This window comes from Glutamicibacter sp. GQ173, from assembly GCF_059759215.1.
In genome coordinates this window covers 206,062-231,466 of record NZ_JCAXDT010000007.1, presented here as the reverse complement: position 1 = coordinate 231,466, position 25,405 = coordinate 206,062, and the positions used below count along the sequence as shown (strand labels likewise).

The following is a 25,405-nucleotide window of genomic DNA, read 5'->3' as shown; positions in this document are numbered from 1 at the left end:
GACGCCACGTATTATTCGAGCGAACTTAACTGTTGTGACTTCCAGGAGCGGCTGCTGTGTCTGATCTTATTGATACAACTGAGATGTATCTGCGTACCATTCTTGAACTTCAAGAAGAGGAGATCGTGGCTTTGCGCGCCCGAATTGCAGAACGTCTTGGCCACTCGGGTCCAACCGTGTCCCAGACTGTAGCCCGCATGGAACGCGATGGCTTGGTGGTCGTATCTTCAGACCGCCATCTTGCGCTGACTGAAAAAGGTCACGAATTGGCAACGAGCGTGATGCGTAAGCATCGGTTAGCGGAGCGCTTGCTCTCGGACATGATCGGCTTGGACTGGGAATATGTTCATGATGAGGCTTGCCGCTGGGAGCACGTCATGAGCGAGCGTGTGGAGCGCCGTCTCTATGACCTGCTGGGCAAGCCGACGGTGTCTCCTTATGGCAACCCGATCCCAGGCCTGGAGGTCCTTGGCGGGCCTAGTGTGGCTGAAATCTCATATGAAGTCCAGAATCTGGATGACGCGCTGCTCGCGGGGAATATAGGCCCGGTGGCCATTGAGCGCTTGGCTGAGCCGATCCAAACAGACCCAATCCTGCTCGGACAACTGAACGAAGGCGGAATTCGGCCTGGAGCAATTGTCACTTTGGAACGAGCAGATGATTACGTAGTGGTCCGCGTGCAGGGTATCGAAGGTGCCTTGGAGCTGCCAGTCGAGGTTAGCGGCCACGTATTTGTGCGGGCTCAAAAAAGATAACGAAATTGTAACTTTCCCGGATGACCGGTAACGTTAATGACTGATGCCGTCGATCTAACCGGCATCGCCCGACTCCGTCGCGACCGCCTAGTGTTGCCCTGCGCCGGAAGTCGGTTACCAGTATTTGAGGGCAACAACGGGGGACCCACTACTTCGGCGTGCAAGCGCCTTGGGGTGAAGCTCTGCTTGATGCAGGCCGGTTCATTCTCCAGAACCGAACCCGACAGCTAACTTCGTAGGCGCAACAGTGAGAGGAATGTTTTGGTAGAAACCAAGACTGCGGGACGACGTCGCGCTGCTGGCACCGAGGCTGATGTGATCACCGAGATCGCTGCTTCGGCAACCCAGCGCACGAGTGGACGCCGCGCGTCACGCGCCGCTGAAGCTGTCCCAACTATTAGCCCGGCTACGCCGGTTCATGCAGATTTCGTGGGTCGACGTTTCGACTCGCTACAGCGCTACGGTGTTGCCCCAACCCAAAAAGAGCTGGCGCATAAGGCCACGGACGGCAATGTTGTCGCTCTGCCTGGCGCTGTAGAGGTCCAGGCTTCCAGCCCGGCTCCGGTCCAGGCATCGAGCAACGTTGAATTCATCGCCAGTGTCAAGGCGAAAGCCCGCAAGACCAGCCGCCTTGGGTTTACCCACAAGGTCGCTGCGGTCGCTGCGGTTTCCGGTTTGGCCTTGGCTGCTGTTGCGCCACAGCTGTCAGGTAATACTGGCGAAGAGGACAAGGCAGTTGCCGCCGCTGAGCGCACTGCGACCTCGGCCGTTGTTGACGTGAAGGCTCCGGGCAACGCTGCGGAGCTGTCCGTGGAACGTGCCGCGTTGTCCTCGAAGCTGAGCCCAGAGGTCAAGAGCGAAGAGAAGTTCTCGGACATCATGACTGCCTCGGGTGGCGACATCACGAGCATCAAGGAAACTGCTGGTTTGCTTTCCGCGCCGGTGACCACTCAGCGAATTACCTCGACCTTCGGGCATCGCAAGAACCCAACCGGGGCTGGGTACATGATCCACAGTGGGACCGACTACGGTGTTCCCAGCGGAACCAAGGTCTACGCTGCAGCAGATGGTGTTGTTGAAGTTGCTGGTTGGGCTGGACATTCGGGCAACCGAGTCACTCTGGATCACGGAAGCGGACTAGAGACCGGCTACAGCCACAACAGCAAGGTACTGGTTAAGGTTGGCGACCACGTTAAGCGTGGCGACGTCATTGCGTTGGCCGGCACCACGGGAAACTCAACTGGGCCCCACGTGCACTTTGAAGTGATCGTCGACGGGCAGTTCAAAGACCCAGCCGGATGGTTATAACGACGTTCGTCACTATTCCGTGATCAAAACGTGACATTTCAAAAATCATCCTATAGGCTTATATCCGTGCCATGGGAAACCCTGGGCAACTTTGCGTGAGAACCGAGCACTGCCAACACGCAATGAGCAGTTATACACAACTCGTACGGCAGTGGCGGGGGAACCATCATCGGGTCTTTAGCTTTGGCTAATAACCCTAGGGGTGAAGTGGATAGAGAAGGAAACTTCGAATCCACCGAGGTAACTCCACTTCGAACCCGACAGCTTACCTCGTAGGTATCAAGGAGAGGCAATAATAGTGACCAAGAGTCATACTCATGGGCGTCGCCGTGCTGACGTACCACGCACTAACTCGCTAGAAGCGATTTCGCAGGCTGTATCTTCGAACGCTGGTTCAGTGGGCCGTCAGGCGGCAGTAGTTGCTGCAGCATCGGGTTTGATCGTTGCCCTGGGTGTTCCAGGTCAGGCTTCTGCCCCACGCGATGTTTCGGCATCGCCAGTTGACACCATCAACCCCGAGCGCGTTGCAGTCAAGTCGGTTAGCGTTTCTGCTGACAAGGACGCTTCGGTCGACATCGAGCGTGCAAGCTTCACCGCTAAGGAGAAGCCAAAGCCAGTCGTCATCGCCGTGGCCAACAACGTTGAGCCAACCACCAGCAGCGACTCCGCTACTACGGACCCGATGGCTCCTATGACCCGCGATAGCCGCGCCGGCCGTACCCAGCCAAGCGAAGCAACTCAGCCAAAGGCCGAGGTGAAAACCGAAACTCCGGTACAGACCTCGAACCTTTCCGGCATCGCAGCAACTGCTGCCAAGTATGTTGGCGTTCCATACGTTTGGGGCGGCAACACTCCTGGCGGCTGGGACTGCTCCGGCTTCGTCAAGTATGTATACGCGCAGCACGGCATCAACATTGCCCGCGGAACTTCGGCCATCCTCGGATCCGGCCAGTTCAAGCGCACCAGCAACCCTAAGCCAGGCGACCTGGTCTTCCAGAACGGTGGCGGCCACGTCGGCATCTACCTGGGCGGAGGCCAGATGATCGGCGCGCAGAACCCAACCGTGGACACCATTGTCGGTTCGGTAACCCGCAACCCGCTGTACGGCTACTACACCTTGGCTGGCTAATTTTCACAGCTTTTCATAGGCCATCGAACGAATCAATCGTTCGATGGCCTATGTTCGTTTAAACGTCAAAACAGGTGAACTGCACAAGGCTGGGAAGTGAAAAACGCTTGATTTCTTTCTCGGATGCTCACTAACTAGCAAAGTAATCGAATAGGCTAGCGAGTAGAGACACTCCGATTAGAACGCGAGCTCCATCAATGCCAGATGGTAGCTATCGGTTCAAGAAGGAAGTACCAAGCATGCGAACACTGGTTTTAAACGCAGGATACGAGCCCTTAGCCGTCGTGACTTTCCGACGAGCACTGTTGATGGTCATGGCCGACAAGGCGACCATCGTTCTCCAGGACGAAGGCTCGCCTGTTCGCAGCTCACACGGACAGTTACCCAGACCAACCGTCATTGTCTTAAAACGCTATGTACGACGCCCCTACCGCGACATGCTTCATGTCACGCGTAGGGGCGTTTTGCGTCGTGATGCCTACACCTGTGCCTACTGCGGAAAGTCCGCCAATACGATCGACCATGTCATTCCACGGAGCAGGGGAGGCAAGAACACTTGGGAGAACCTCGTTGCTGCATGCCTGCACTGCAACAGCCGCAAGGCTGACAAGATGCTCTCCCAGCTGGGCTGGCAGTTGCGCATTACACCGCATCGGCCGCGGATGGGCGGCCATCTTGTATCCGGGCTCCAACATATCGATGCCGCGTGGGACGAATTCCTGCAAGCAAGCTAGAGCCGTCGGGCCACATGCTGCTGTAGGGCCAGAACGCGCCATTGATCAGCTGCTGGCTCGCTTGATGAGCTGGGGGAGTACGTGCTCACGCAGCAGCGGTGCCAAATCATCTCGCTTCATGGCATCTTCCGGCATGATCCACAACAGTTCTTCGAGCTCCGCTAGAGGCGACAGCGTGCCGTCGTAGTGCGCAGTAAATAACGATGCGTGAATAGAGGTCTGATCCTCATTGGCCGCCGGGCCAACCCAGACGCCGTTGAAGTCCAGATCCTCGGCTGCAAATTGGATGCCCAGCTCTTCCTGAATTTCTCGAATGACAGTTTGTAACGGCGATTCTCCAAACTCCGGTTTTCCGCCAGGCTGCATGAATTTCGAAGTGCCGCGTTTCCGCACCAAGAGGATTTGTCCTTGGTTGTTGATTAAACATACCGCTGATATCGTCAAATTTTTCTTCACCAAAACACAATATCGTGTGTATCCAAACGACATTGGTGGTAACGTGCTTAAATGGATCTCCAACGTTTTTAGTTGTAGTTTATGCGCGGTCGCCTTACTCGCAGTAATTAGACCACAGGCTCATAGCTACCAAGAATATTGGAACAGGAAGATCGATCCATCTAATTTACAGAACAATGGAGCAATAATGCGACGGGGTACAAATCTAGGCCGTTTGGGAGACTTCAACCAAGCGGTCATTCTTGAATCGATTCGACGCGCGCCTGAGGGAATCAGCCGTGTCGAGCTGGCAGGATCTACCGGTCTGTCTCCACAGACCATTTCGAACGTTGTGCGACGTCTGTTGGATGACGGAATCGTTCGAGAAGACCGCACGATTGTATCCGGCCCAGGTAAGCCTCGCACCGTTCTGGAGCTTGAAGGCAACCGTTTGGTCTCCATTGGCATCCACCTTGACCCCAGCGTTCTGAGCTTCGTAGCAATGAACCTCCGCGGCGAGGTCTTGCGCGAACGCCGCATCGAAGTTCCCAACTTGGAAGTTGCAGCGGAGACCATCCAGCTGATGGCCACCACGGTCAAGGAACTGATCGCTGAAATCCGCATTCCAAAGAAGCACATCGTTGGCGTCGGCATCGCCGTGCCAGGTCCAGTCAACGTCGAAGACGGCGTGGTTCTCAACCCGCCGCTACTGGACGGTTGGGCCGACGTTGAACTGGTCAACCCGCTGCGCAAGCTTCTGCGTCTGCAGGTCATCATCGAAAAGGACACCATTGCATCGGCCGTGGGCGAGCTGTGGCAATCCAAGGAAGAGAAGAACAACGACTTCGTCTTCATCTACTGCGGCCATGGCTTTGGCGCTGGCCTTGTCTTGAACAACGACGTGCACCACGGCGCCAGCAACAACGCAGGTGAAATCGGACATTACTCCACCGGCCACAAATCGTTCACGTGTGAAGAATGCGGCGCTGATGACTGCTTGGCAGCAGGCACTTCGTACGAATACATTTCCAACCAGGCCAAGGAACGCGGTCTGGAGCTGCCAACATACGAAATCGTTGGCCCGGAACAGCGCGCTGAAGGCATGAACCGCCTGTACGAATTGGCCCATGAAGGCAACAAGGTCGCCAAGGAACTGGTTTCTGAAACCATGACCATGGTTGCCGAAGTTGCAGGACAGCTCGCCAATTCGCTCGACGTCCGCGAGGTCGTTTTCGGTGGCCCGCAGTGGGACAAGGTACGCGAACTAGTCGAGGACGAGGTCCGGGAGGCTATCGAGCGCCGCTTTGCGCTACGAGGAGTTCACGAGATTGAGACTCGCACTTCCGAACTTCGTTCGAATGTTGGTGCCGTCGGTGGCGCTTGCGTAGTTATGGATGCTTCGTTGTCGCCAAAAGCAACAGCATTGCTACTTCGCTAAACCGCTTAGTCATAACCAAGTAAGGGTACGTTTCTATCGGACGTGCCCTTATTTGGTGTCACGAGCAAGTAGCGAAAAAGTATGGAGATACCAAAAGAGCTTTGCTGCCAGAATGAATCTGGGAGCAAAGCTCCATTTGTGCCCCTGGCCGGAATCGAACCGACGGCCTACCCTTTAGGAGAGGGTCGCTCTATCCTACTGAGCTACAGAGGCATGGGCGTGAAAACACCAACAACACTATCCTACAAGGATGCTGAGGGTAAATTTCACGTAGCCACCTAGCTAGTGCCCTCACGAATTGCCAGCATCTTGCGCTTCAGCCCTCGATTCGCTCGGACAGCACCCAGCCCGATGACGAGACCAGCGGTAATAATCAGCAGCGCCCAGCGGACCGTAGTCAAAATTGAAGCGAGCAAGACTGCACCTGCGCTGAGATCATGGTTGAAAAGTGCGTCGATGGCGAAGTTCTCCCAAATATCAGCAACAGCGAAGCCTAGTGGGGCCAACCACGCCAGCCAACGCGTTTGTCGATTAGGAATCCAGCGGATGAACAGCAGCATCGAGAAGACGGCTGTGAACATCGGAAAGAGGAAACCTGCGGTCTTGTGCAGGTAATTCAACTGCCCCACGGCATCCGGATCCATTGCACCTCGCAGCGCCTCGATATCTGCCACGGTGTATCCGAAGATCCGCTGATCAGGCATGGACAACGCATCACTCAAATCCTTCATTTGGAACATGGTGAGCAAGTGGTAGTACGTGAAGAGCGCCAAACAGACAACCAGACCAACCGAGATGAGGATCATCGGGTTTGACTTGTTTTCCTGTGAGTCAATCTTGGTCGTGGGTCGCGCTACCGCAGCGTCGGACGACGCGGGTTGCTGGTTATTGAAGTGACCAGGCTTGCGATACTCTTTGGTTTTTTTGACCTGCTTTGCCATATAGTCCATTATGCCTGTGCCTGGACCGGTACTTTTCTGCAAGCACTGAAAGTGTCTGCAGCGCCACGTAGACTGGCTACATCATGGATTTTCTTTTTGATGATTTCGCCGCCGACACCACACCGCAGGTAATGCCCAGTGCAGAGGACCTACTGCAGGGCATGAATCCGCAGCAGGAAGAAGCCGTCCGCTACGCCGGCGGTCCCTTGCTGATCGTGGCAGGAGCCGGATCGGGAAAAACCCGTGTTCTCACGCACCGTATTGCCTATCTATTGGCCACGGGTCGTGCACGCCCCCATGAGATCCTGGCAATTACCTTCACCAACAAGGCCGCCGCAGAAATGCGCGAGCGAGCTGCGGAGCTGATCGGGGAAGAGCAAGCCAAAAAAATGTGGATCTCAACGTTCCACTCTTCGTGCGTTCGCATCCTCCGTCGTGAAGCCGCAACCATTGGCCTTAAGTCGAACTTTTCCATCTATGATTCAACCGATTCCCTCCGGTTGATCACCCTGGTGGCCAAGTCCTTGGAAATCGACCCGAAGCGATTCACTCCCAAGGCCATCGCGCACAAAATTTCCTCGTTGAAGAACGAACTCATCGACGACGAAGACTATGCATCGACCATTAACACCAACGACCCGTTTTCCCGGGCCGTCGCCGAGGTCTACCGCGGCTACACCCGGCGGATGCGTTCGGCCAATGCGCTCGACTTCGACGACCTTATCGGCCAGGTGGTCTTCATGTTCAGGGCCTTCCCAAGGGTCGCCGACAACTACCGGCGTCGATTCCGCCACGTGCTGATTGACGAATACCAAGATACAAACCACGCCCAGTATTCGCTGATCCGCGAGCTGACCGGGATCGAAGGGGAGACGACACCTGGTGAGCTGACGGTAGTTGGTGACTCTGACCAGTCTATTTACGCATTCCGTGGCGCAGATATCCGCAACATCATCGAATTTGAAAAAGACTATCCCAACGCTGCAACGATCAAGCTGGAGCAAAATTACCGCTCTACGCAGACGATCCTTTCCGCGGCCAACGAAGTCATCAAGCGCAACCCGGACCGCAACGACAAGCGGCTGTGGACTGCGAGTGGCGACGGCGAACAGATCACGGGCTACGTCGGTGAATCGGAATCCGACGAGGCACGGTGGATCGCTGAGGAGATCCTGCGGCTCAACGACGAAAACGATGTTCGTCCCGGCGACGTGGCGATCTTCTACCGCACCAACGCCCAATCGCGCGCGTTGGAAGAACAACTGATGCGCGTTGACCTTAAATACCGCGTTGTAGGCGGAACCAGGTTCTACGACCGCAAGGAAATCAAGGATGCGTTGGCCTACCTGCGCGTTCTGGTGAACCCGGAGGACGACATTAATGTCCGGCGTATCCTCAACGAGCCAAAGCGCGGCATCGGGGATCGCGCTGAAGGCGCCGTTGCAGCGCTGGCAGACCGGGAACGCATTTCCTTTATGGATGCCCTGCGCCGTTCGGATGAAGCACCCGGCTTGGGTACCCGCGGCATCAAGATGACCGCTGCTTTTGTTTCGCTGATTGATGACCTGCAAACCGTTGCCGAAGGATCCGGCCCGGCTGAAGCGCTCGAAGCGGTGCTGGAACAGACCGGCTACCTGGAGAACCTGCGGTTGTCGACAGACCCCCAGGATGAATCCCGGGTCGAGAACTTGGCCGAGCTGGTCGCCGTGGTCCGGGACTTCGTCAACGAAGATCCTGAAGGCGGACTGGCTGGATTCTTGGAACGGGTGGCCCTGGTCGCCGACGCTGATCAGATTCCCGAGGCTCCGAGCGATGACGAAGGCGCTGCCATGGCCGCGCAAGAAGGCATGGTCACGTTGATGACCCTGCACACGGCCAAGGGCTTGGAATTCCCTGTCGTATTCCTGACCGGTATGGAGCATGGCGTATTCCCGCATCAGCGTTCGATGACCGATGAAAAGGAACTGGCAGAAGAGCGCCGCTTGGCCTATGTCGGGCTGACCCGTGCCCGCGAACGCCTGTACCTGACCCGCGCTGAACAGCGCAGCCTCTGGGGGCAGGCCCAATACAACCCTGCGAGCCAGTTCCTTGAAGAGGTTCCGAGCGAGCTGATTGACTGGAAGCGCGAAGGATCTGGCGGCGGAATGGGCTTCGGCTTTGGTAACGCAGCGGTGAATTTCGCCACGAGCAGATATGAGCGTGGAAGTCACTGGGGCGCCGGAACTTCTGGCAGCACGCCACAGCGCGGGCATAACGCGGCCCCGGTTTCCAAACAACGCGTGGTGCAAAATAAGGACATCACCGTTCCGAAGGTCGGCCAATCGGTCAAGCATTCGGCCTTTGGCTTGGGAACTGTTATTGCTTTGGAAGGCTCCGGCGACAAGACCGTGGCCAAGGTCCAGTTCCCTGATTCTGAAAAGCGGTTGCTGCTGCGCTACGCGCCGCTTGAAATCGTCGAGTAGTCAACTGGGAGACCGAGTTTTCTTCGTCACATTTACTTGGTTCTCGGCGTAATCCCGCGGTTTCTCTACGTGTTGTAAAAGTGGGAACTTTGCGGAAGTCGGGATAGTCTGAGAGGTGCGCACGGGCTACGGCGCCTTATGACGTCCGTTTGTTGCGGTGCGCTCTCTTAGGTATGGGATGGATTTCGGTCCATGGCCATGCCGCGAGTCAGCATGAACTTCGAACGAAGGACACAAACCCGTGGACCTGTATGAGTACCAGGCGCGCGATCTATTTGAGGCACACGGCGTTCCCGTGCTTGCCGGTATCGTCGCTTACACCCCGGAAGAAGCCAAAGCCGCAGCTGAGAAGATCGGCGGCGTTGTTGTAGTAAAGGCACAGGTCAAGGTCGGTGGCCGTGGCAAGGCTGGCGGCGTTAAGGTCGCTAAGACCGCCGATGAGGCTTTTGAGCACGCATCCAACATTCTCGGTATGGACATCAAGGGCCACACCGTTAACAAGGTCATGATCGCTCAGGGCGCGGACATCGCTGAGGAGTTCTACTTCTCGGTGCTGCTGGACCGTGCAAACCGCAACTACCTTGCAATGTGCTCGGTTGAAGGCGGCATGGAGATCGAGGTGCTCGCAGTTGAGCGCCCAGAGGCTCTGGCCAAGGTCGCAGTGGACCCAATCGTTGGCATCGACGCAGCCAAGGCTGCCGAAATCGTTGAGACCGCAAACTTCCCAGAAGAGCTGCGTGCCAAGGTTGCAGAAACCATCCAGAAGCTTTGGGTTGTTTTCAAGGAAGAAGACGCAACCCTCGTTGAGGTCAACCCACTGGTGAAGACCGGCGCCGGCGACATCGTTGCGCTGGACGGCAAGGTCTCCCTGGATGACAACGCTTCCGAGGTTCGCCACCCAGCTCACGAAGAGCTGGAAGACAAGGGCGCAGCCGATCCACTGGAAGCCAAGGCAAAGGCTGCTGGCCTGAACTACGTCAAGCTGGACGGCGAAGTAGGCATCATCGGTAACGGTGCTGGCCTGGTTATGTCCACCCTGGACGTCGTTGCCTACGCTGGCGAGAACCACGGTTCGGTCAAGCCTGCCAACTTCCTTGACATCGGTGGTGGAGCTTCGGCTGAGGTCATGGCCAACGGCCTGGACGTCATCCTGAACGACCCACAGGTCAAGTCGGTCTTCGTCAACGTCTTCGGCGGCATCACCGCTTGTGACGCTGTCGCAAACGGCATCGTTGGCGCGCTGAACACCCTGGGCGACTCGGCGAACAAGCCACTGGTTGTCCGCCTGGACGGCAACAACGTTGAAGAGGGTCGTGCCATCTTGGCCCAGGCCAACCACCCGTTGGTCACCCTGGCAGCAACCATGGATGAGGGCGCCGACAAGGCTGCCGAGCTCGCCAACGCAGCGAAGTAAGAGGGATAAGCGAACAATGAGCATTTACCTGAACAAGGACTCCAAGGTCATCGTCCAGGGCATCACCGGCGGCGAAGGCACCAAGCACACCGCCCTGATGCTCAAGGCTGGCACCAACATTGTTGGCGGCGTTAACGCCCGCAAGGCTGGCACCACCGTCACCCACGGTGACCAGGACATCAAGGTGTTCGGCACCGTGGCAGAAGCCAAGGCCGAGACCGGCGCTGACGTATCGATCGTCTTCGTGCCACCAAAGTTCACCAAGGACGCAGTCGTTGAGGCTATCGAGGCTGAAATCGGTCTCGTTGTTGTCATCACCGAAGGTGTTCCAGTACAGGACTCCGCTGAGTTCTGGGCTCTGGCACAGTCGAAGGTTGACGCCGACGGCAACCAGATCACCCGCATCATCGGCCCTAACTGCCCAGGCATCATCACCCCAGGTGAAGCGCTGGTCGGCATCACCCCGAACAACATCACCGGCAAGGGCCCAATCGGCTTGGTTTCCAAGTCCGGCACCCTGACCTACCAGATGATGTACGAACTGCGCGATCTGGGCTTCTCGACCGCAATCGGCATCGGCGGTGACCCAGTGATCGGCACCACCCACATCGACGCACTGGCTGCTTTCGAAGCTGACCCAGAGACCAAGGCCATCGTCATGATCGGTGAAATCGGTGGCGACGCTGAAGAGCGCGCAGCTGATTACATCAAGGCCAACGTCACCAAGCCAGTTGTTGGCTACGTGGCTGGCTTCACCGCTCCTGAAGGCAAGACCATGGGCCACGCGGGCGCCATCGTTTCCGGCTCGGCTGGCACCGCCCAGGCCAAGAAGGAAGCACTGGAAGCTGCTGGCGTGAAGGTCGGCAAGACTCCTTCGGAGACTGCTGTGCTGCTACGCGAAGTTTTCGCAGCTCTCTAAGCTGACGCTGAACTAGAAGTTCTGCCCCGGGTCCTTGACCCGGGGCATTTCTTTACCCATATGGCTTCATCGCCGGCAAGCGGGCCTGAGAGCGCAGAAAAGGGGAAGTCCGCCGGACTGGCGGCCTTCCCCTTTGCTATCCAGTAAGCGACGCCCGCAGGCGCAGCACTGCCGAAGCAGGGATCGCGTGCAGGGTGTCGAAGGCGCTCTACGGCTGCGCCGACAAGTCCTTGCCGGATTTGCCTTGCTCAGCCAACTCCAGCTGGTAGCTTTCCTCAAGAGCCGGAACCTGCTCGAACAGCTCCTCGACATCAAGATCAGGATTCTCCTCCTGGGTCTTGACCAGTTCAATCGCTTCTTCTTCGGTGGCAACCGAAGGCAGCGAACCTGGCAGCGGCTTGCGCGCAGATTCCTTGAGGAAGCACACCGCGATGAACCCGGCTACTGACGTGCCCATCACCCAGAATGCCGGAGCCAACGACGACGAAGTCATGGTCACCAAGGCCTGCATGATAAATGGTGCAAACCCGCCAAAGATCGCTACGGCGAAATTGTACGAGATGCCCATGCCACCGTAGCGCGAGGCGGTCGGGAACAAGGCTGGCAGCGACGAGGCAAGGTTAGCCACGTAGAAGGTCACGGGGAAGGCCAGCAAGGACAGGCCAACCAACGTGGACCAGACAGCACCATGCATCATGAACAAGAAGGCAGGGATCGCCAGAACAATCGCGGAGACCGAACCGATGAACAGCACTTTGCGGCGGCCAATGCTATCTGAGAGCTTGCCGCCCAGCGGGATGCACAAGGACATGCCCACAAGGATCGGCAGTGTCAGGAGGTTGCCGTGGACCGGGTCATAATGAAGGGTTTCGGTCAGGTAGGTCGGCATGTAGCTGGTCAAAGCGTAGCCAGCAGTGTTAGCGGCGGAAACCAGGACGAAGCCGGTCAGAAGCTCACGCCAATAGGACTTGACCAAGGCGATGACACCCTTGGGAGCATCAGGCGAGTTCTTGGCATCTTCGCTGGCGCGGTTGGCTGCTTCCTGGGCTTCCTTGAACGCGGGGGTATCCTCGATCTTGGAACGGAACCACAAGGCGATGACGCCCAGTGGCAGGGCGACCAGGAATGGAATGCGCCAGGCGAATCCTTCCATGACATCTTCGGCCAGGGTGAGCTGCAGGATCGAGACAAAGGCCGCGCCCAACGCGAAGCCCATGTAGGAGCCAAGGTCCAACAGCGAAGCATAAAAACCGCGCCGCTTGTCAGGCGCATATTCGGTAATGAACGTAGTAGCACCCGCGTACTCGCCGCCGGTGGAGAAACCTTGAATGAGCTTCAAGGCGACGAGCAGAATTGGTGCTGCTACGCCCCATACCGAGTAGTCCGGAAGGATGCCGATGCCGAAGGTGGCCAGTGCCATCATGAGCAAGGTGAAAACCAGAATTTTCTGGCGGCCAACGCGATCTCCGAGCTGTCCAAGGATCACGCCACCCAGTGGGCGGGCAACGAAGGTCACAGCGAATACGCCGAGACTGAACAATGTCTGGATTGCGGGGTCAACGGTGTCAGGCATGAACAGCTTGCCGATAATGACGGCCAAGTAGCCATAGACACCAACGTCGTACCATTCCATGAGGTTACCGACGACAGTTCCGCCGATAGCCTTCTTCAGCATTGAGTCGTCAACGACGTTGACATCTTCTACTTTCAGGCGACGTTTTCTAAAGAACAGTTGTTTACGTGGATTTGCTGCTTCCATAGTTTCACTCCTCGTATCTTTCTTGATCTTGTCGTGGAACCGGCGTCCTCCATGTGGTGACAGGTGCGTCGAAAATTACTCGCTAAAGTCACGTTTGGACGCCGGGCGACTCATCGAAATCGATAGATTCCTACTCGAAAAACCGCCTAATTACGGGCCTCGAGTGATGAAACGCTTGAGCGGATAGTTATCAAGCCTACCAAAAAATTGATCATTTTCCCCAAACAAGGACTGCCCTCACGCCTCGTGCGGGGGTGCTTGCGGTGCTCTCGAGTAGGTAGGCGAACCGGTGAAAACAGTTGTAGGCAAGAGGCATCGAGAAGAATTGGACGCGAGTTTCGAAAGGGGTTTAGAGGCGATGAAAATGTGTTGAAGGACTCTATGCGACACGGTGGGGAATCTGTGGAAACACAAAAAATTTGCCGGCTACAGAGGTGCGTTAAGAAGGATTTTGCTTCGCGGAACGCCAGGCAGCGATGTGTTCATGCCACCGATTAGCGCAGTGGAGCAGATACAAGAACGCCCCAAGGCTGCCGGTGCGGCATCTTGGGGCATCTATTTTGCGCGATTGCTAGTTTCGTAGGCCGACAGTCGCTTCTGCATCGATTCGGAGGAACGAAGAACCGATGACGGCGAAAGCACCAGGGATCAAAAGCATCCTGTGCTTGGGGTTGTAAAAAATCTCTTCGAGCGGAGACGCCAGAACCCGGCGGACTTTTTCCAGCAGGCGGTCGTTCTCCAAGGACAAGCGTTGCTGCCCAGTTTCGATGACCACACGATCTTTTTCCGTACTTACGGATGCACGCATCCAGTCGTCATCGGGGGTACTGATAGTCTCCGACTTAATCAGGGACACGGTTATTACCGCCTTTATCGTTCGTTTCGCCTCAGCGAGGATCCGCTCAGGCCAGTGACCGATGGGCGCACTATGTGTGGTTTAGCGCATACCAACTGACATATTGAATATATCGCGTCTGGCCAGCAGCCGTCTCTTATTCCCAGAGAATTAATCAACCTGTTACTCGAGAAGTCCTCTGATGTCTTGTGCAGTGAGCGCCTTGGAGAACCCATCAGCTTCGTCCATAACGGTCGAGATCAGCTTGCGCTTGCTTTCCTGCAGCGCAACAACCTTCTCTTCGATGGTGCCCTGGGAGATCATCCGGTAAACCATCACCTGACGAGTTTGGCCGATGCGGTGCGTGCGGTCAATAGCCTGCGCCTCAACTGCAGGATTCCACCAGGGGTCCAGCAGGAAGCAGTAATCTGCCTCAGTCAGGTTCAATCCGAAGCCGCCAGCTTTCAGCGAGATCAAGAACAGCGGAGCTTCGCCTTCCTTGAACTGCTCGATGACCTTGGAACGATTACGCGTATTTCCGTCGAGATACACGAAATTCACGCCTCGCTCGGTCAGCTTCTCGGCCAGCACTTTCAGATAGGAAGTGAACTGGCTGAAGACCAGAGCGCGGTGGCCCTCGCCCAGAACATCATCAAGCTGATCAAATAAGGCTTCAAGTTTCGAACCCGGAACATCCGATAGCTCGGGATCGACCAGCGAAGGCTCCAGCGCAAGCATGCGCAGATGCGTCAGGGACTGGAAAATCGTAAAGCGGTTGCGATCCAAGTCCTCCACCAGGTGCAGGATCTTCTGGCGTTCACGGTTCAGATGGGTGTCGTAAACATGCTGATGCTCATCGGAGAGCCGGACGAGCAATTGCTGTTCCTGCTTGGCCGGCAGATCGAGCACCACCGATTCCTTGGTGCGTCGCAGCATAAACGGCTTGATCCGGCGCTGGAGCAACGCCAGGGTTTCCTTGTCGCCCAGGACTTCAATTGGGCGGGCGAATTGGCGGTTGAAACGGCTCGTGTTCAAGAACAGGGCCGGTGCTACCAGCGACAACAGCGCACCGAGTTCAGAGAGATTGTTCTCCATCGGGGTACCGGTAACGGCCAGCTTGAAGTTGGTTTGCAGGTTCACAGCAGTGCGGTGGGCCTTGGTGGAGCGGTTCTTCACGAACTGGGCCTCATCAAGGATCAGGCCAGCAAAGCGCTGCGCCTCATAAATCTCATCATTCAAGCGCAACAGCGTGTAGGTGGTGAGGATGACGTCGTAGTTTTCCGCCAGCTCGCTGAGCTGCCGCGGTGAACTCAACGTTCCTTCAATGCTGGTCACGCGCAAGCTTGGAGCGAATCGCTTGACTTCGGTTTCCCAGTTCGAGACGACCGAGCTTGGCGCAACCACAAGGAATGGGGCAGGAGTACGCTGGGCTGCCGGAAGCTTGGCGCAAGCCTCGCTGTCATTCCACAGCCCGTGCGCATGCAGGATCAATGCGATGGTCTGCAGGGTTTTGCCCAAGCCCATATCGTCGGCCAAGATGCCGCCAAAGCCGCCCTGATACAGCCGGCTCAACCAGCGGAAGCCGTCAACCTGATACGGACGCAATTGCGCGTTCAACGTTTCAGGAACGGACGCCTGCTCGCCTTCGGCAACCTTGAGCAGGGAACGCATACGCGCAATGAACAAATCTGCGCCGTCGATGCCTTCGGCGAGATCATCGAGCTCCTCGAAGATGGAAATCTGGAAAACCGTAAGCTTCAGATCGCCTTCTTTTGGCTTGTCGTTGAGTGCTTGGGCTTCATCAACAAGGGCCTTGAGCTTGGCGAACAGCGGCTGGTTCAAGGAGAACCATGTATTGTCCGGAAGCTTGATCTTCATCTGGCCATTGCTCATGGCCTCAACGATTTGTGAAAAAGGAACCTCGTGGTCTCCAACGGTGATCAACAATCCCAGGTCCAGCCAGTCAGTGCGCTCGTGGTTGACCGCGTTGATTTTCAGCTGGGGAAGCTCGCGCAGCTGCCGGAATACCGGCCGGGTGCCCTTTTCGCTCAGCTTCACTATTGGCAGGCTCTCGATGGCAGGCAAGATTTCGGAGACAAAGGTAATGACGCTTTCGCCCGAGTAGAACTTGGGTGAAAGATCAGGATTCCCTGTTTCTGTAGTCTGCAGGAAGACCTCATCGATAGCTGCGCGAAGCTGTTCTTCGATTTCACGATCGTAGACCTCGTGCTGATCCGGAACCCCGGGATAGCGGATCTGGAATTCCAAGGTTGCCGAGTCATTCGGCTCGCCCTTGTCGTTCACATCGCGCTTGTAGGTGGCCGTAGCCTGCACATATGGGGGCTTCAAGTCCGGGAGCACCAATTCCTCGCTGGCACTGCGCAGGTCAAAGCGGCGCGCTAGACGCGGGTAGACCGAATCGAAGAAGCTGTCGATTTCCGCGACCGGAATGGCCACCGGGCGACGGTCAACGTACCAGCGGCGGTGCGCCTCAGCCACCGGTTCCTTGCTTGGAGCCAACCAGATTTCGTCGGGCTGGCCCAACTGCGCATAGAACCCATGATTTGCAATAACGCCGCTAGGCGACTCGGAATCCAGCACCAGGTCCTGGCCGTCGACATGCAAAATGCCGCTCAGCTGCATCAACTGGTCATCGAGCGTCGCCTGCATGCTGAAGCTGGCCGGGTCAACGATTCGAATGCGCTGTTCGGAGCGTGTGGAGATGAGATCAATGCCCAGCTCCTGAGCCTGCTGAAGCAGTGGCCACAGCAGGTCGGAAGCGTATTCGTCCATGAATAGCCAGTCTTCATCCACCTTGAACTGCAACTGGGTGTCGCTGCGGGCCATGGACGCAAAACGGGTGAACCAGTGGTGCTGCGAGCGCAACAAATTCCAGCCATAGGTCTTGAAGCCCAGGGTGGTCCAGCGCAGCTGTCCGCGAACCCAGCGGCCTTCGGTATTGCGGACCATCGGCCGCACGCCCAGGCGGAAACGCTTATTGCGGGTGGGATGCGGAATGGTGCCGGTTGGCATCCACTGTTGTTGCTGCGTGGTGTTCTTCGCATCGAAGAGCATGAACTGCAAACCCATGGCTACTATTGGGTCGTGCTGCGAGCCGAGCAGCCCGTCGGCTGGGCCAGGTTCAGAGGGCTCAAACCACGAGTCGATTTGCTGGGCCCACGCGGCCGAGCTTTTTTCTTCCGGCACAGCCACAAGGCGCGGCTGCGAAGCAATCTTGTTCGAGACGATGGCCAAGGCAGCAATGTGCGCGCAGATGCCTGGCTTGTCGCAAGTGCACTCGCAAAGTTCGATTTGCCAGTCGTCGCCGACCATCTGAACTTGGATCATCGGCGAAAATTCTTCGCCATTAGCACGCACGGTGCCTTCGATCTGCCGGGTGGATTCATCAAATTCCACGTCAACCACAGAATTTTCTTCAGCCGCTATGTTCTTTCCGTAAAAGAAAGGGACATCGCCCAGATAGCGCAGCAAGTGGCGCGCGTCGATGGTTGGGGGAACAGAATCACTCATCCTCTCATCGTTTCACGTTCCGGCCCGCGGTGAAAGTTGAAGGGCCTGTCTGTGAATAATCACTATCTATGACGTAGCGTTGACGCATGTCCCACATCTGGCCTTATCTACCGGCGAGGGCAGTGAATATCACCTCGCTCGTCGAGTTTGATCGCCTGGCTTCCGACGCGCTTTCCTCCCTCCACCCCCGTGGATTCAGCTGGCGCGTGCATCGTGTTGATCTGCGTGAACGGGACTCCGTCCTTCGCTCCCTAGACCTGTCTGAAGCGATCTTCATCGATTGCCAATACTCGCAGCATGGGCGGGAACTGGTTCAGGCGACCGGTGGCCTGTGCATGAGCTCTGCTGAAGAACTGCCCTTCACCACGGGGGAACGCAGCTTGTATACCCCGGACGAACTCTATAAAGGGATCCGCACGCAGGGCTACGAACAGGTCCCGGATGCGAAGATCTACACCTATTCGCAACAGCACACCGCACCGGCTGCGCTGAATCCCGAAGATGCCATGGCCAGGACCCTGCATGATCACCACGTTGGGCAGGCTTTGATTTCGGAAGTCTATGAGGGCGTGTTCAAGGATTCCCCGCTCATCGGGGTTATGGGCGGCCATGCGATGCGCCGCGGTTCACGCGAGTACGCGCAAACAGTGGAACTGGGCCAATTGATTACCCGGGCCGGCTATGGCGTTGCCACTGGCGGGGGACCGGGCGCCATGGAAGCTGCCAATGCCGGAGCATGGCTGGCAGGCTACGAGCAAAAAGATCTCGACCTAGCCCTGGAGATGCTCGCCGAACAGCCCGACGCCATTCACCAGCGCACCGGATGGGCCAGGACCGCGCTCGCCGTCAAGGATCGTTTCCCCAGCTCGCAGCAGTCACTGGGGGTGCCTACATGGTTTTACGGCCACGAACCGCCAAATCTTTTTGCCACGAAGATCGCAAAGTTCTTCGCCAACTCCATCCGCGAGGCAATTCTCCTGGAACAGTCCAATGGCGGGCTGATTGTCCTGCCCGGATCCGCCGGCACGGTTCAGGAGATCTTCCAGGATGCCTGCGAAAACTACTACGCCACCGGTGCCCGGGTGGTTCCCATGGTCCTGTTCGGCCGCGAGTACTGGACCAAGACCCTGCCGGTGTGGCCGCTGCTCCAAGCGCTAGCCGCCGATCGGGTGATGCGAGAAAAGATTGCCCTGGTGGACACCGCGGCCGAAGCGATGGAGTTCATCAACTCCATGAGCACGCTGCGCCGGCGCACTCGCTGGTAGCGCCCCTGACCAAATAACCCCGCTGCATCAGATGATGCCACGGGGTCATGGGCGATTGAAGCGGAGCCAACAGCCGGTCAAGCCACCTGCACGTCGAAAAGCAGGCCCAGGCAGTAGGTGACCGCTGCGGCGCCCCATCCGATGGCCAGCTGGCGCAGGCCGCGCTTGAGCGGCGAAGCTCCGGAGAGCAGGCCGACGATGGCTCCGGTGATCATCAAGGCGATACCCACCAGGATCACGGAGATGACCACGGCCGCCAAGCCGCCAAGCCCGAAGATATAGGGCAGGATCGGGATGACGGCGCCGGAAGCGAAGAGGCAGAAGGAAGTGGCTGCCGCGCCGGAGGCCGAGCCGAGCTCTTCGTGTTCGCTTTCCAATTCCTCTGCGCGTTCTTCGGGGTTCAGCGAAAAGGCAGGGTTGCAATCACAGGTGAAAAGCCCCATGCGTTCGGCGGCACGGTGTTCGGCATCTTCATCGCTCATGCCGCGGGCCTTGTAGATCAGCACTAGCTCGTTGGACGCCAAATCGAGGTTGGGTGCTGCCGTCAGCGTCACCTGGGTGGGCCGCGACGCGGTGAGAAGCTCGCGCTGGGAACGCACGGAGACGAATTCGCCGGCTGCCATGGATAGCGCTCCGGCCAAGAGCCCGGCGATGCCGGAAAAGAGCACGAAGGTGGAGGATACGCCGGTGGCGCCGATGCCCATGATCAGGGCGAGGTTGGAGACCAAGCCGTCATTCGCGCCAAAAACTGCTGCGCGGAAATTGCCCGAGAGCTGAGCCCGGCCGGCGGTGGCCAGCGCGCGGACTACTTCTTCATGCACCTGTTCGTCGGCGGCCATTTGCGCGGTCGCGTCCTTGTCGTCGCGGTACGGCGAATTGCTCTCGGAGCGCTGTGCCATGGCCAGCACGAAGACCGAGCCGAAATTGCGGGCCAAGAAGCGCAAGATCGTGCGGCGCAATGATGGGCGGACAGGCTTGGCGTGTTCTCCCAGCTTGGCCCGCCAGTGCGCCTCATGCCGGGCTTCGGCTTCGGCGAGTCCCAGCAGGATCTGCTTTTCCTGCCCTGATTTCTTCTGGGCCAAGGTGCGGTAGATGGCGCCTTCGGCGACTTCATCGGCCAGGTACTTTCGCCAGCGCTGGACTTGGGCACGGGTAGGTTCGGTTGCTGACTGGTTCGACATCACGAAAACAGCTCTCTTGGCAGGTCGAATTTCTTGGCGAAACTCGGTGAACGGGTCAGCTACCGATTTTAGTAAGGGGATGGAGCGTTGGGAATTTGGCAAGGCTAAAAGCGACGTTGCGCCCCTGCAGTTCCCCTGCGGCGGCAACGCCCAGGAGCAGCTCGGAAGTTTCCGGATCGAAGACCGGGCGGCGTGCGCAGCGGGCCAGGAGCTGTTCGAGCAGAATTGGATCGCCGACGTAGCAGATATGCCAGAGTCCATGGACCTTGAATTGCACTTGGCCGGTTCGGCGGTCGACGATGGGCAGGACGGAATAGGCCATGTGATGCGCTCTCGCTGTGTTCTTGCCCGAGCACATTGTGTGAACGGACCGCTTCTTCATCCGAACCACCCGTGAATCTGGGGTTGGTGCACGGCCAGTCGGAGCTTGGCGCCGTGTCTCGTGAAGCAACACTTGCGATACTACCGCCTGCGCTGTCCGCGCTGAAGACCCGTTCCGTAATATGACCTGGCCCCCCTGGCTACTGGCGGTCATCACCCATGGCGAGGCGGTTGATCGATTCGAACTGCTGGGCCCATTGCGCCGCGGAATAGTCCGGGAGGTTGGGCGCTTCGGGGCGCAAGCCGGTGAAGCCATCAAGCTGTTCGCGCACGATGTCGAGGTGGCCGGCGTGCCGGGAGGTTTCCGCGATCATGTGCACCATGAGATGTTCCAGCGTGGTGTGCCGGCGGCGGATCCACCAGGGCACTTCAACGGGAGCGCTGAGCGGCAAAGCCCTGATGCCAGCATCCGAGAAGGCGGTTGATTCCCGGTATAGCTCGATAATTTCGCTGGCGCTGAAGCGGGCCGGCGGCAGGAAATCGGCCTGCGGATCATCGGCTTCCAGAAGCTCTTGGATATAGGGGTCATCCACTGTGCGTCCGAGGCATTGGGCAAAATACCCGTACTCGGTGATGGCCAGATGGTGGACGACGCCGAGGATGTGCGTTCCGGTGGGCGTCAGCGGCTTGCGTGCCAGCAGGCCGCTCAGCCCCTGGGCCTTGTAGATGACTGCTTCGCGCGCGTCGGAGAGATATTCGTGGAGCAGTTCCTTGCTGTGATCCATGATCAGAGTCTAGCCAGCGTGCAGGGATCCGGAGCGCGGAACGTGCGGGACACGGCATATTTGCAGGACTCGCGCTATGCTCTGTTTACTATTGGTAAACTTGTCGCCGCAGCCCTTTCGAAGCGCCCATTTGGCTGCTGGCGTGCCACAACAAGCGAAGTGATGGAGCGAACGCATGAAGACCCTGCCCGTGGAATCAAGCGGTGCCGCGATCAATATCGGTTCGCGGTTGCGCGGGGTGCGCCAGCGGCAGCGAATGACCATCGACCAGGTGGCAGAGCTGTCTGGGCTGACCAAGGGCTTCCTCTCGCGTGTTGAACGCGATCTCACCAGTCCCTCGGTCTCGACGCTGCTGAAATTGTGCGAGGTGCTCGGCATCGAGGTGGGCACGCTATTCGAAGTGCCCGAAACCATGCTGGTGCGGCTGGAAGAAGCGCCGCGGGTGTCGCTGGGCGGGGAGGGGATCACCGAGCAGCTGGTGACGCCGCGCAGCGAGAAGCGCGTGCAGATGATCCGAGCCGAAATCGCTCCCAAGGGCTCTGGCGAAGCCGAGCTGTATTCGGTGGACTGCGAGTTGGAAGTGCTCCATGTGATCGCGGGGAAATTCACCCTCGTGCTGCCCGAACAGCGCGTTGAGCTCCAGGCCGGGGACACCATGACCTTTCCCGGGCGCGAGCCGCACAGCTGGGAAAACGAGTCGGATGAGGCCGCCCTGGTGACCTGGACCTTGATCCTCTAGCTTCAAGCGCTCCTTTTCGTTGCGGTGCTGTGGAGCGCGTATTCTAAAAAGGTGTGCTCGGCGTGCGCACATAGTGCGGTGATCGATGGGAGTGGCGTGAAGACTAGCGAGGAAACTGGCGCACGGGATCAGCTTCGCTGCATCAGCTGGTGGGCTTCGGTGCTTGTCGGCCTTCTTGCCGGCACAACCCTGACGTGGATCCGCACGCAGCGCAATTTCTTTTTCATCGGGGCGGTCATTATCGCGGTAGTGATTGTGGTGCTCGGCCTGCGGACCATTCGGCGCAGGGCCCGCTTCCCGCAAATGGCGCAGGCCCGCGTTTCGTGGCTATATGCCTTCTGGGCGATCATTCTCATGATCCTGGTCGGGCCCCTGCAACTGGTCTACGTAGCCGATGACCTCTCCGAGCTCATGCTCAAGTCCCTGATCCTGTCCGCCGGGTTCTGCGTGGCGATCCATGAAATCGATCGTTCGCTGGTCAATGCCAGCACGAAGAACTTCCGCGACGCCTAGGGTTCCGGCCATCATGCCGCTGCGCCAGCCAGCTGGTCCAGGCATCTGGCTCCTTATCTTGCACCGGGCCCCGGGCCATCATTCAAGCTGCCCCTGCCCGGATGGGCCAGCCTGCCAATAGCCGCAGCGCAGAACCCTGCCCTGTAATGCCCTGGCGCCGGCATTATGCCCTTTTGCGCGCCCCAGCTCCCAGATCCATGGCTTAAGCCTTGACGTGACCGCGCCAACAAAATAGCATAATAGGAAACTGAAGTTTCATATTGGGCAACTACGGTGAAAGCCGTGAAACGCCGGGAGGGCAAGAACATGAAAGAAGTCCGCATTGAGGAAAACGGCCATCTGGGTCCGATCAACGCAGCGGTTATCCCGCGCTATGCGGGGGCCGGAACCTATGCCCGACTGCCCCGCCTGGACCAGGTCCAGAACGCGGATATCAAGATCATCGGCGTGCCTTTTGACACCGGTGTCTCCTACCGGCCCGGGGCGCGCTTCGGCGCCAACCACGTGCGCGAATCCTCGCGCCTGATCCGCCCGTACAACCCTGCCACCGACACCTCGCCGTTTGCGCAGAGCCAGGTGGTGGATGCAGGCGACCTCGCAGTGAACCCGTTCAACATCAATGAAGCCATTGAAACCATCCAGGACGAGGCGCTGGAGCTGACCGCGGACGGTTCGAGCCTGGTCACCATCGGCGGCGACCACACCATTGCGCTGCCACTGCTGCGCGCGGCTTCCCAGCGCGCCGGCGCACCGGTAGCCATGCTGCACTTCGACGCCCACCTGGATACCTGGGACACCTACTTCGGCGCCGAATACACCCACGGCACTCCCTTCCGCCGCGCGGTGGAAGAAGGCATCCTGGACACCGAGGCCATTTGCCACGTGGGTACTCGTGGCCCGCTGTACGGCAAGAAGGACCTGGAAGATGACAAGCGCTTCGGCTTTGGCATCGTAACCAGCTCGGATGTCTACTACCAGGGCGTGCGCGAAATCGTGGACAAGCTGCGGGACCGTATTGGTAACCGCCCGCTGTACATCTCGGTGGATATCGACGTGCTGGATCCGGCCCACGCCCCGGGCACCGGCACCCCCGAGGCCGGCGGCATCACCAGCCGCGAACTGCTCGAGATCCTGCGCGGCCTGCGGGGCTTGAATATCGTGGGCGCCGACATTGTCGAGGTCGCTCCGGCCTACGACCACGCGGAACTGACCGGCGTGGCTGCCAGCCATGTCACCTACGACCTGATCAGCCTGATCAGCGACTTCCGGGCTAACCAGGGGCTGAACAAGTAATGAGCGAACAGCCTCAACGCAACGGCGGCGACCTGGTCATTGAGACCCTCACCGCGCTGGGCGCCAAAACCGTGTTCGGCATTCCCGGACAGCACGCCTTGGGGCTGTTCGACGCGCTCTCGCGTTCCACCTTGGAGTTTGTCTCCTCGCGCGTGGAAAACAACTCCGCCTTCGCGGCCGACGGCTACTCCCGCGCCACCGGAGAGGTGGGCGTGCTCTTCCTGTCCACCGGCCCCGGGGCGCTGACCTCGCTGGCCGGGCTGCAGGAAGCCTACGCCACCGGCGTGCCCATGGTCGTCATCGCCAGCCAGATTCCGCTCGACGGCCTGGGCGCACGCCGCAAGGGCATGCTGCACCAGCTCGATGACCAGAAGGCCTCGGCGGCCAATGTCACCAAGTTCCAGCAGACCGTGCACCATGCCTCGGGCATTCCCTCGGCCATCCAGGATGCCTGGGCGCGCGCCATCACCGTGCCCATGGGCCCGGTCTGGGTGGAAGTCCCGCAGGATGTGCTCTTGGCCCAGGTGATGGTCCCTCCGGTGCAGGATGCCTTGGCCGAGGCCTATGAGCACCCGCCACGCGAGGAATTGATCCGCGAAGCGGTCAACTGGCTTTCTCTCGCCCACCGCCCGGCGATTATCGCCGGTGGCGGGGTGCGTCGTGCCGGCGGCCAGGCCGAATTGCTCGCGGTGGCCGAAACCCTGCAGGCGCCGGTGCTCTCCAGCCCCGGCGGCAATGGAGCGTTCCCCTGGAACCATGAATTGTCCTTGCAATCGTGGGTTGAGGATCGCCATGCCACGCAGATCATGGAAGATGCAGACGTCTTGCTGGTCATCGGTTCGGCTCTGGGAGAAGTGACCAGCAATTACTTCACCCTGGAACCGCGCGGCAAAATGATCCAGATCGACGCCGAGCCACGAGTGCTGGAATCCAATACCCCGGCGCTGGGAATCCGCGCCGATGCCCGCGAAGCCTTGAAATTCCTCGATCGTCAATTGCACGCCGCCGGGTTCGCCTCGCGGGCCTCCTGGCATGGCCAGAGTCCAGTGCAGGTGGTGGCGCAGACCCTCGCGAAGATCCAGGCTCGTCTTGACGGGCAGGATTTGGCCAAGGAGCGAAAGTTCATGGCCGATATCCGTGCAGCGGTTCCGGCCCGGATGCAGACCTTCTGGGACATGACCATCGCGGCCTATTGGGGCTGGAGCTGCTGGGATGCCAAGGAGGGCCAGTTCCACTCGGCACAGGGTGCCGGCGGCTTGGGCTTCGGCTTCCCTTCGGCCATCGGCGGGGCCATCGGCACCGGCCAACGAGTGCTCGCGGTGAGCGGCGATGGCTCATCGATGTATTCGATCGCGGAGCTGGCTACCGCCAAGCAGCATCAGGCTCCGGTGACCTGGCTGATCGTTGACGACGGCGGCTACGGCATCCTGCGCGAATATATGGAAGGCGCCTTTGGCAAGGCGACGGCCACCGAACTGGCGCGGCCAGATTTTGTGGCGCTGGCCCAATCCTTTGGCGTTCCTGCCCGCGAGGTGGCCGTCGAGCAGATCGGCGACGCCCTCGAGGAAGCGCTGGCCGGGCAAGGGCCGAATGTCATCGTGGTCAAAACCCTGCTCAAGATGTTCGCCCCGACGCATCTGTAAGAGGC

21 protein-coding genes, 1 tRNA gene and 3 riboswitches are annotated in these 25,405 nt (G+C 58.6%); of the genes, 13 read left to right on the top strand and 9 right to left on the bottom strand.

What is annotated here, in order from left to right; translation table 11 throughout:
* Positions 1-56: 56 nt before the first annotated feature.
* From AC6CHO_RS12885 to AC6CHO_RS12870, 4 genes are all read left to right on the top strand, one after another.
* Entirely contained in the window at positions 57-755 is a 699-nt protein-coding gene (locus AC6CHO_RS12885) for an iron-dependent transcriptional repressor DtxR (protein WP_060700698.1), read from the top strand.
* Positions 756-846: 91 nt separating this feature from the next.
* Positions 847-1,012, top strand: a riboswitch (cyclic di-AMP (ydaO/yuaA leader).
* Positions 1,013-1,016: 4 nt separating this feature from the next.
* Complete coding sequence (locus tag AC6CHO_RS12880; protein ID WP_498215450.1) at positions 1,017-2,063, top strand: M23 family metallopeptidase; 1,047 nt, start codon at positions 1,017-1,019, stop codon at positions 2,061-2,063.
* Between the two features lie 123 nt (positions 2,064-2,186).
* Positions 2,187-2,357, top strand: a riboswitch (cyclic di-AMP (ydaO/yuaA leader).
* Positions 2,358-2,460: 103 nt separating this feature from the next.
* Positions 2,461-3,192 (top strand): C40 family peptidase, encoded by a 732-nt coding sequence (locus AC6CHO_RS12875; protein ID WP_498215448.1) that lies wholly within the window; start codon positions 2,461-2,463, stop codon positions 3,190-3,192.
* Positions 3,193-3,431: 239 nt separating this feature from the next.
* Positions 3,432-3,926 (top strand): HNH endonuclease, encoded by a 495-nt coding sequence (locus AC6CHO_RS12870; RefSeq protein WP_060700701.1) that lies wholly within the window; start codon positions 3,432-3,434, stop codon positions 3,924-3,926.
* A 45-nt stretch (positions 3,927-3,971) separates the two neighbouring features.
* On the opposite strand, the gene AC6CHO_RS12865 is transcribed toward AC6CHO_RS12870, so the two are convergent.
* A complete protein-coding gene (locus AC6CHO_RS12865; RefSeq protein WP_498215446.1) occupies positions 3,972-4,382 on the bottom strand; it encodes an NUDIX hydrolase in 411 nt (136 codons plus the stop codon).
* 187 nt (positions 4,383-4,569) lie between these two features.
* On the opposite strand from AC6CHO_RS12865, the gene AC6CHO_RS12860 reads away from it, so the two are divergent.
* Positions 4,570-5,799 carry an ROK family transcriptional regulator gene (locus AC6CHO_RS12860; RefSeq protein ID WP_060700703.1) on the top strand — a complete coding sequence of 410 codons (1,230 nt, stop codon included), beginning with the start codon at positions 4,570-4,572 and terminating at the stop codon, positions 5,797-5,799.
* Positions 5,800-5,938: 139 nt separating this feature from the next.
* Here AC6CHO_RS12860 and AC6CHO_RS12855 read toward each other — a convergent pair.
* A tRNA-Arg gene (locus AC6CHO_RS12855) sits at positions 5,939-6,012 on the bottom strand.
* Between the two features lie 65 nt (positions 6,013-6,077).
* Positions 6,078-6,740 (bottom strand): hypothetical protein, encoded by a 663-nt coding sequence (locus AC6CHO_RS12850; protein ID WP_498215444.1) that lies wholly within the window; start codon positions 6,738-6,740, stop codon positions 6,078-6,080.
* A gap of 83 nt (positions 6,741-6,823) precedes the next feature.
* On the opposite strand from AC6CHO_RS12850, the gene pcrA reads away from it, so the two are divergent.
* The 3 genes from pcrA (at position 6,824) to sucD (ending at position 11,535) form a co-directional block, all read left to right on the top strand.
* Positions 6,824-9,202, top strand: a complete 2,379-nt coding sequence (gene pcrA, locus AC6CHO_RS12845; protein WP_498215442.1) for a DNA helicase PcrA — start codon at positions 6,824-6,826, stop codon at positions 9,200-9,202.
* Between the two features lie 241 nt (positions 9,203-9,443).
* Complete coding sequence (sucC, locus tag AC6CHO_RS12840; protein ID WP_060700713.1) at positions 9,444-10,616, top strand: ADP-forming succinate--CoA ligase subunit beta; 1,173 nt, start codon at positions 9,444-9,446, stop codon at positions 10,614-10,616.
* Between the two features lie 16 nt (positions 10,617-10,632).
* Positions 10,633-11,535: a succinate--CoA ligase subunit alpha gene (sucD, locus tag AC6CHO_RS12835; RefSeq protein ID WP_060700714.1), complete on the top strand. Its 903-nt coding sequence runs from the start codon at positions 10,633-10,635 to the stop codon at positions 11,533-11,535.
* 208 nt (positions 11,536-11,743) lie between these two features.
* Here the strand turns inward: sucD and AC6CHO_RS12830 are convergent, their stop codons facing one another.
* The 3 genes from AC6CHO_RS12830 to AC6CHO_RS12820 all read right to left on the bottom strand — a co-directional run bounded on the left by AC6CHO_RS12830 (position 11,744) and on the right by AC6CHO_RS12820 (position 17,660).
* Positions 11,744-13,294 carry an MFS transporter gene (locus AC6CHO_RS12830; RefSeq protein ID WP_498215440.1) on the bottom strand — a complete coding sequence of 517 codons (1,551 nt, stop codon included), beginning with the start codon at positions 13,292-13,294 and terminating at the stop codon, positions 11,744-11,746.
* A gap of 571 nt (positions 13,295-13,865) precedes the next feature.
* Positions 13,866-14,150, bottom strand: coding sequence for a hypothetical protein (locus AC6CHO_RS12825; protein WP_498215438.1), 285 nt, complete (start codon positions 14,148-14,150; stop codon positions 13,866-13,868).
* Between the two features lie 162 nt (positions 14,151-14,312).
* Positions 14,313-17,660, bottom strand: a complete 3,348-nt coding sequence (locus AC6CHO_RS12820) for a DEAD/DEAH box helicase (RefSeq protein ID WP_498215436.1) — start codon at positions 17,658-17,660, stop codon at positions 14,313-14,315.
* 86 nt (positions 17,661-17,746) lie between these two features.
* Here AC6CHO_RS12820 and AC6CHO_RS12815 point away from each other — a divergent pair, with 86 nt between their 5' ends.
* Positions 17,747-18,925: an LOG family protein gene (locus AC6CHO_RS12815; RefSeq protein WP_498215434.1), complete on the top strand. Its 1,179-nt coding sequence runs from the start codon at positions 17,747-17,749 to the stop codon at positions 18,923-18,925.
* 77 nt (positions 18,926-19,002) lie between these two features.
* Here AC6CHO_RS12815 and AC6CHO_RS12810 read toward each other — a convergent pair whose 3' ends face one another.
* The 3 genes from AC6CHO_RS12810 to AC6CHO_RS12800 all read right to left on the bottom strand — a co-directional run bounded on the left by AC6CHO_RS12810 (position 19,003) and on the right by AC6CHO_RS12800 (position 21,212).
* On the bottom strand, positions 19,003-20,106 hold the full coding sequence (locus AC6CHO_RS12810) for a VIT1/CCC1 transporter family protein (protein WP_498215432.1): 1,104 nt from the start codon (positions 20,104-20,106) through the stop codon (positions 19,003-19,005).
* Positions 20,107-20,161: 55 nt separating this feature from the next.
* On the bottom strand, positions 20,162-20,428 hold the full coding sequence (locus tag AC6CHO_RS12805) for a hypothetical protein (protein ID WP_498215430.1): 267 nt from the start codon (positions 20,426-20,428) through the stop codon (positions 20,162-20,164).
* Between the two features lie 13 nt (positions 20,429-20,441).
* Positions 20,442-20,554: riboswitch (SAM riboswitch) on the bottom strand.
* A 73-nt stretch (positions 20,555-20,627) separates the two neighbouring features.
* Positions 20,628-21,212 (bottom strand): DinB family protein, encoded by a 585-nt coding sequence (locus AC6CHO_RS12800; protein ID WP_498215428.1) that lies wholly within the window; start codon positions 21,210-21,212, stop codon positions 20,628-20,630.
* A 175-nt stretch (positions 21,213-21,387) separates the two neighbouring features.
* Here AC6CHO_RS12800 and AC6CHO_RS12795 point away from each other — a divergent pair, with 175 nt between their 5' ends.
* From AC6CHO_RS12795 to AC6CHO_RS12780, 4 genes are all read left to right on the top strand, one after another.
* Complete coding sequence (locus AC6CHO_RS12795; protein ID WP_060700721.1) at positions 21,388-21,951, top strand: helix-turn-helix domain-containing protein; 564 nt, start codon at positions 21,388-21,390, stop codon at positions 21,949-21,951.
* Positions 21,952-22,047: 96 nt separating this feature from the next.
* Positions 22,048-22,464, top strand: coding sequence for a hypothetical protein (locus AC6CHO_RS12790; RefSeq protein WP_498215426.1), 417 nt, complete (start codon positions 22,048-22,050; stop codon positions 22,462-22,464).
* A gap of 306 nt (positions 22,465-22,770) precedes the next feature.
* A complete protein-coding gene (speB, locus tag AC6CHO_RS12785) occupies positions 22,771-23,757 on the top strand; it encodes an agmatinase (RefSeq protein WP_498215495.1) in 987 nt (328 codons plus the stop codon).
* Positions 23,757-25,400 (top strand): thiamine pyrophosphate-binding protein, encoded by a 1,644-nt coding sequence (locus AC6CHO_RS12780; RefSeq protein ID WP_498215425.1) that lies wholly within the window; start codon positions 23,757-23,759, stop codon positions 25,398-25,400. Before speB ends, AC6CHO_RS12780 begins: the two co-directional genes overlap by 1 nt.
* Positions 25,401-25,405 lie beyond the last annotated feature (5 nt).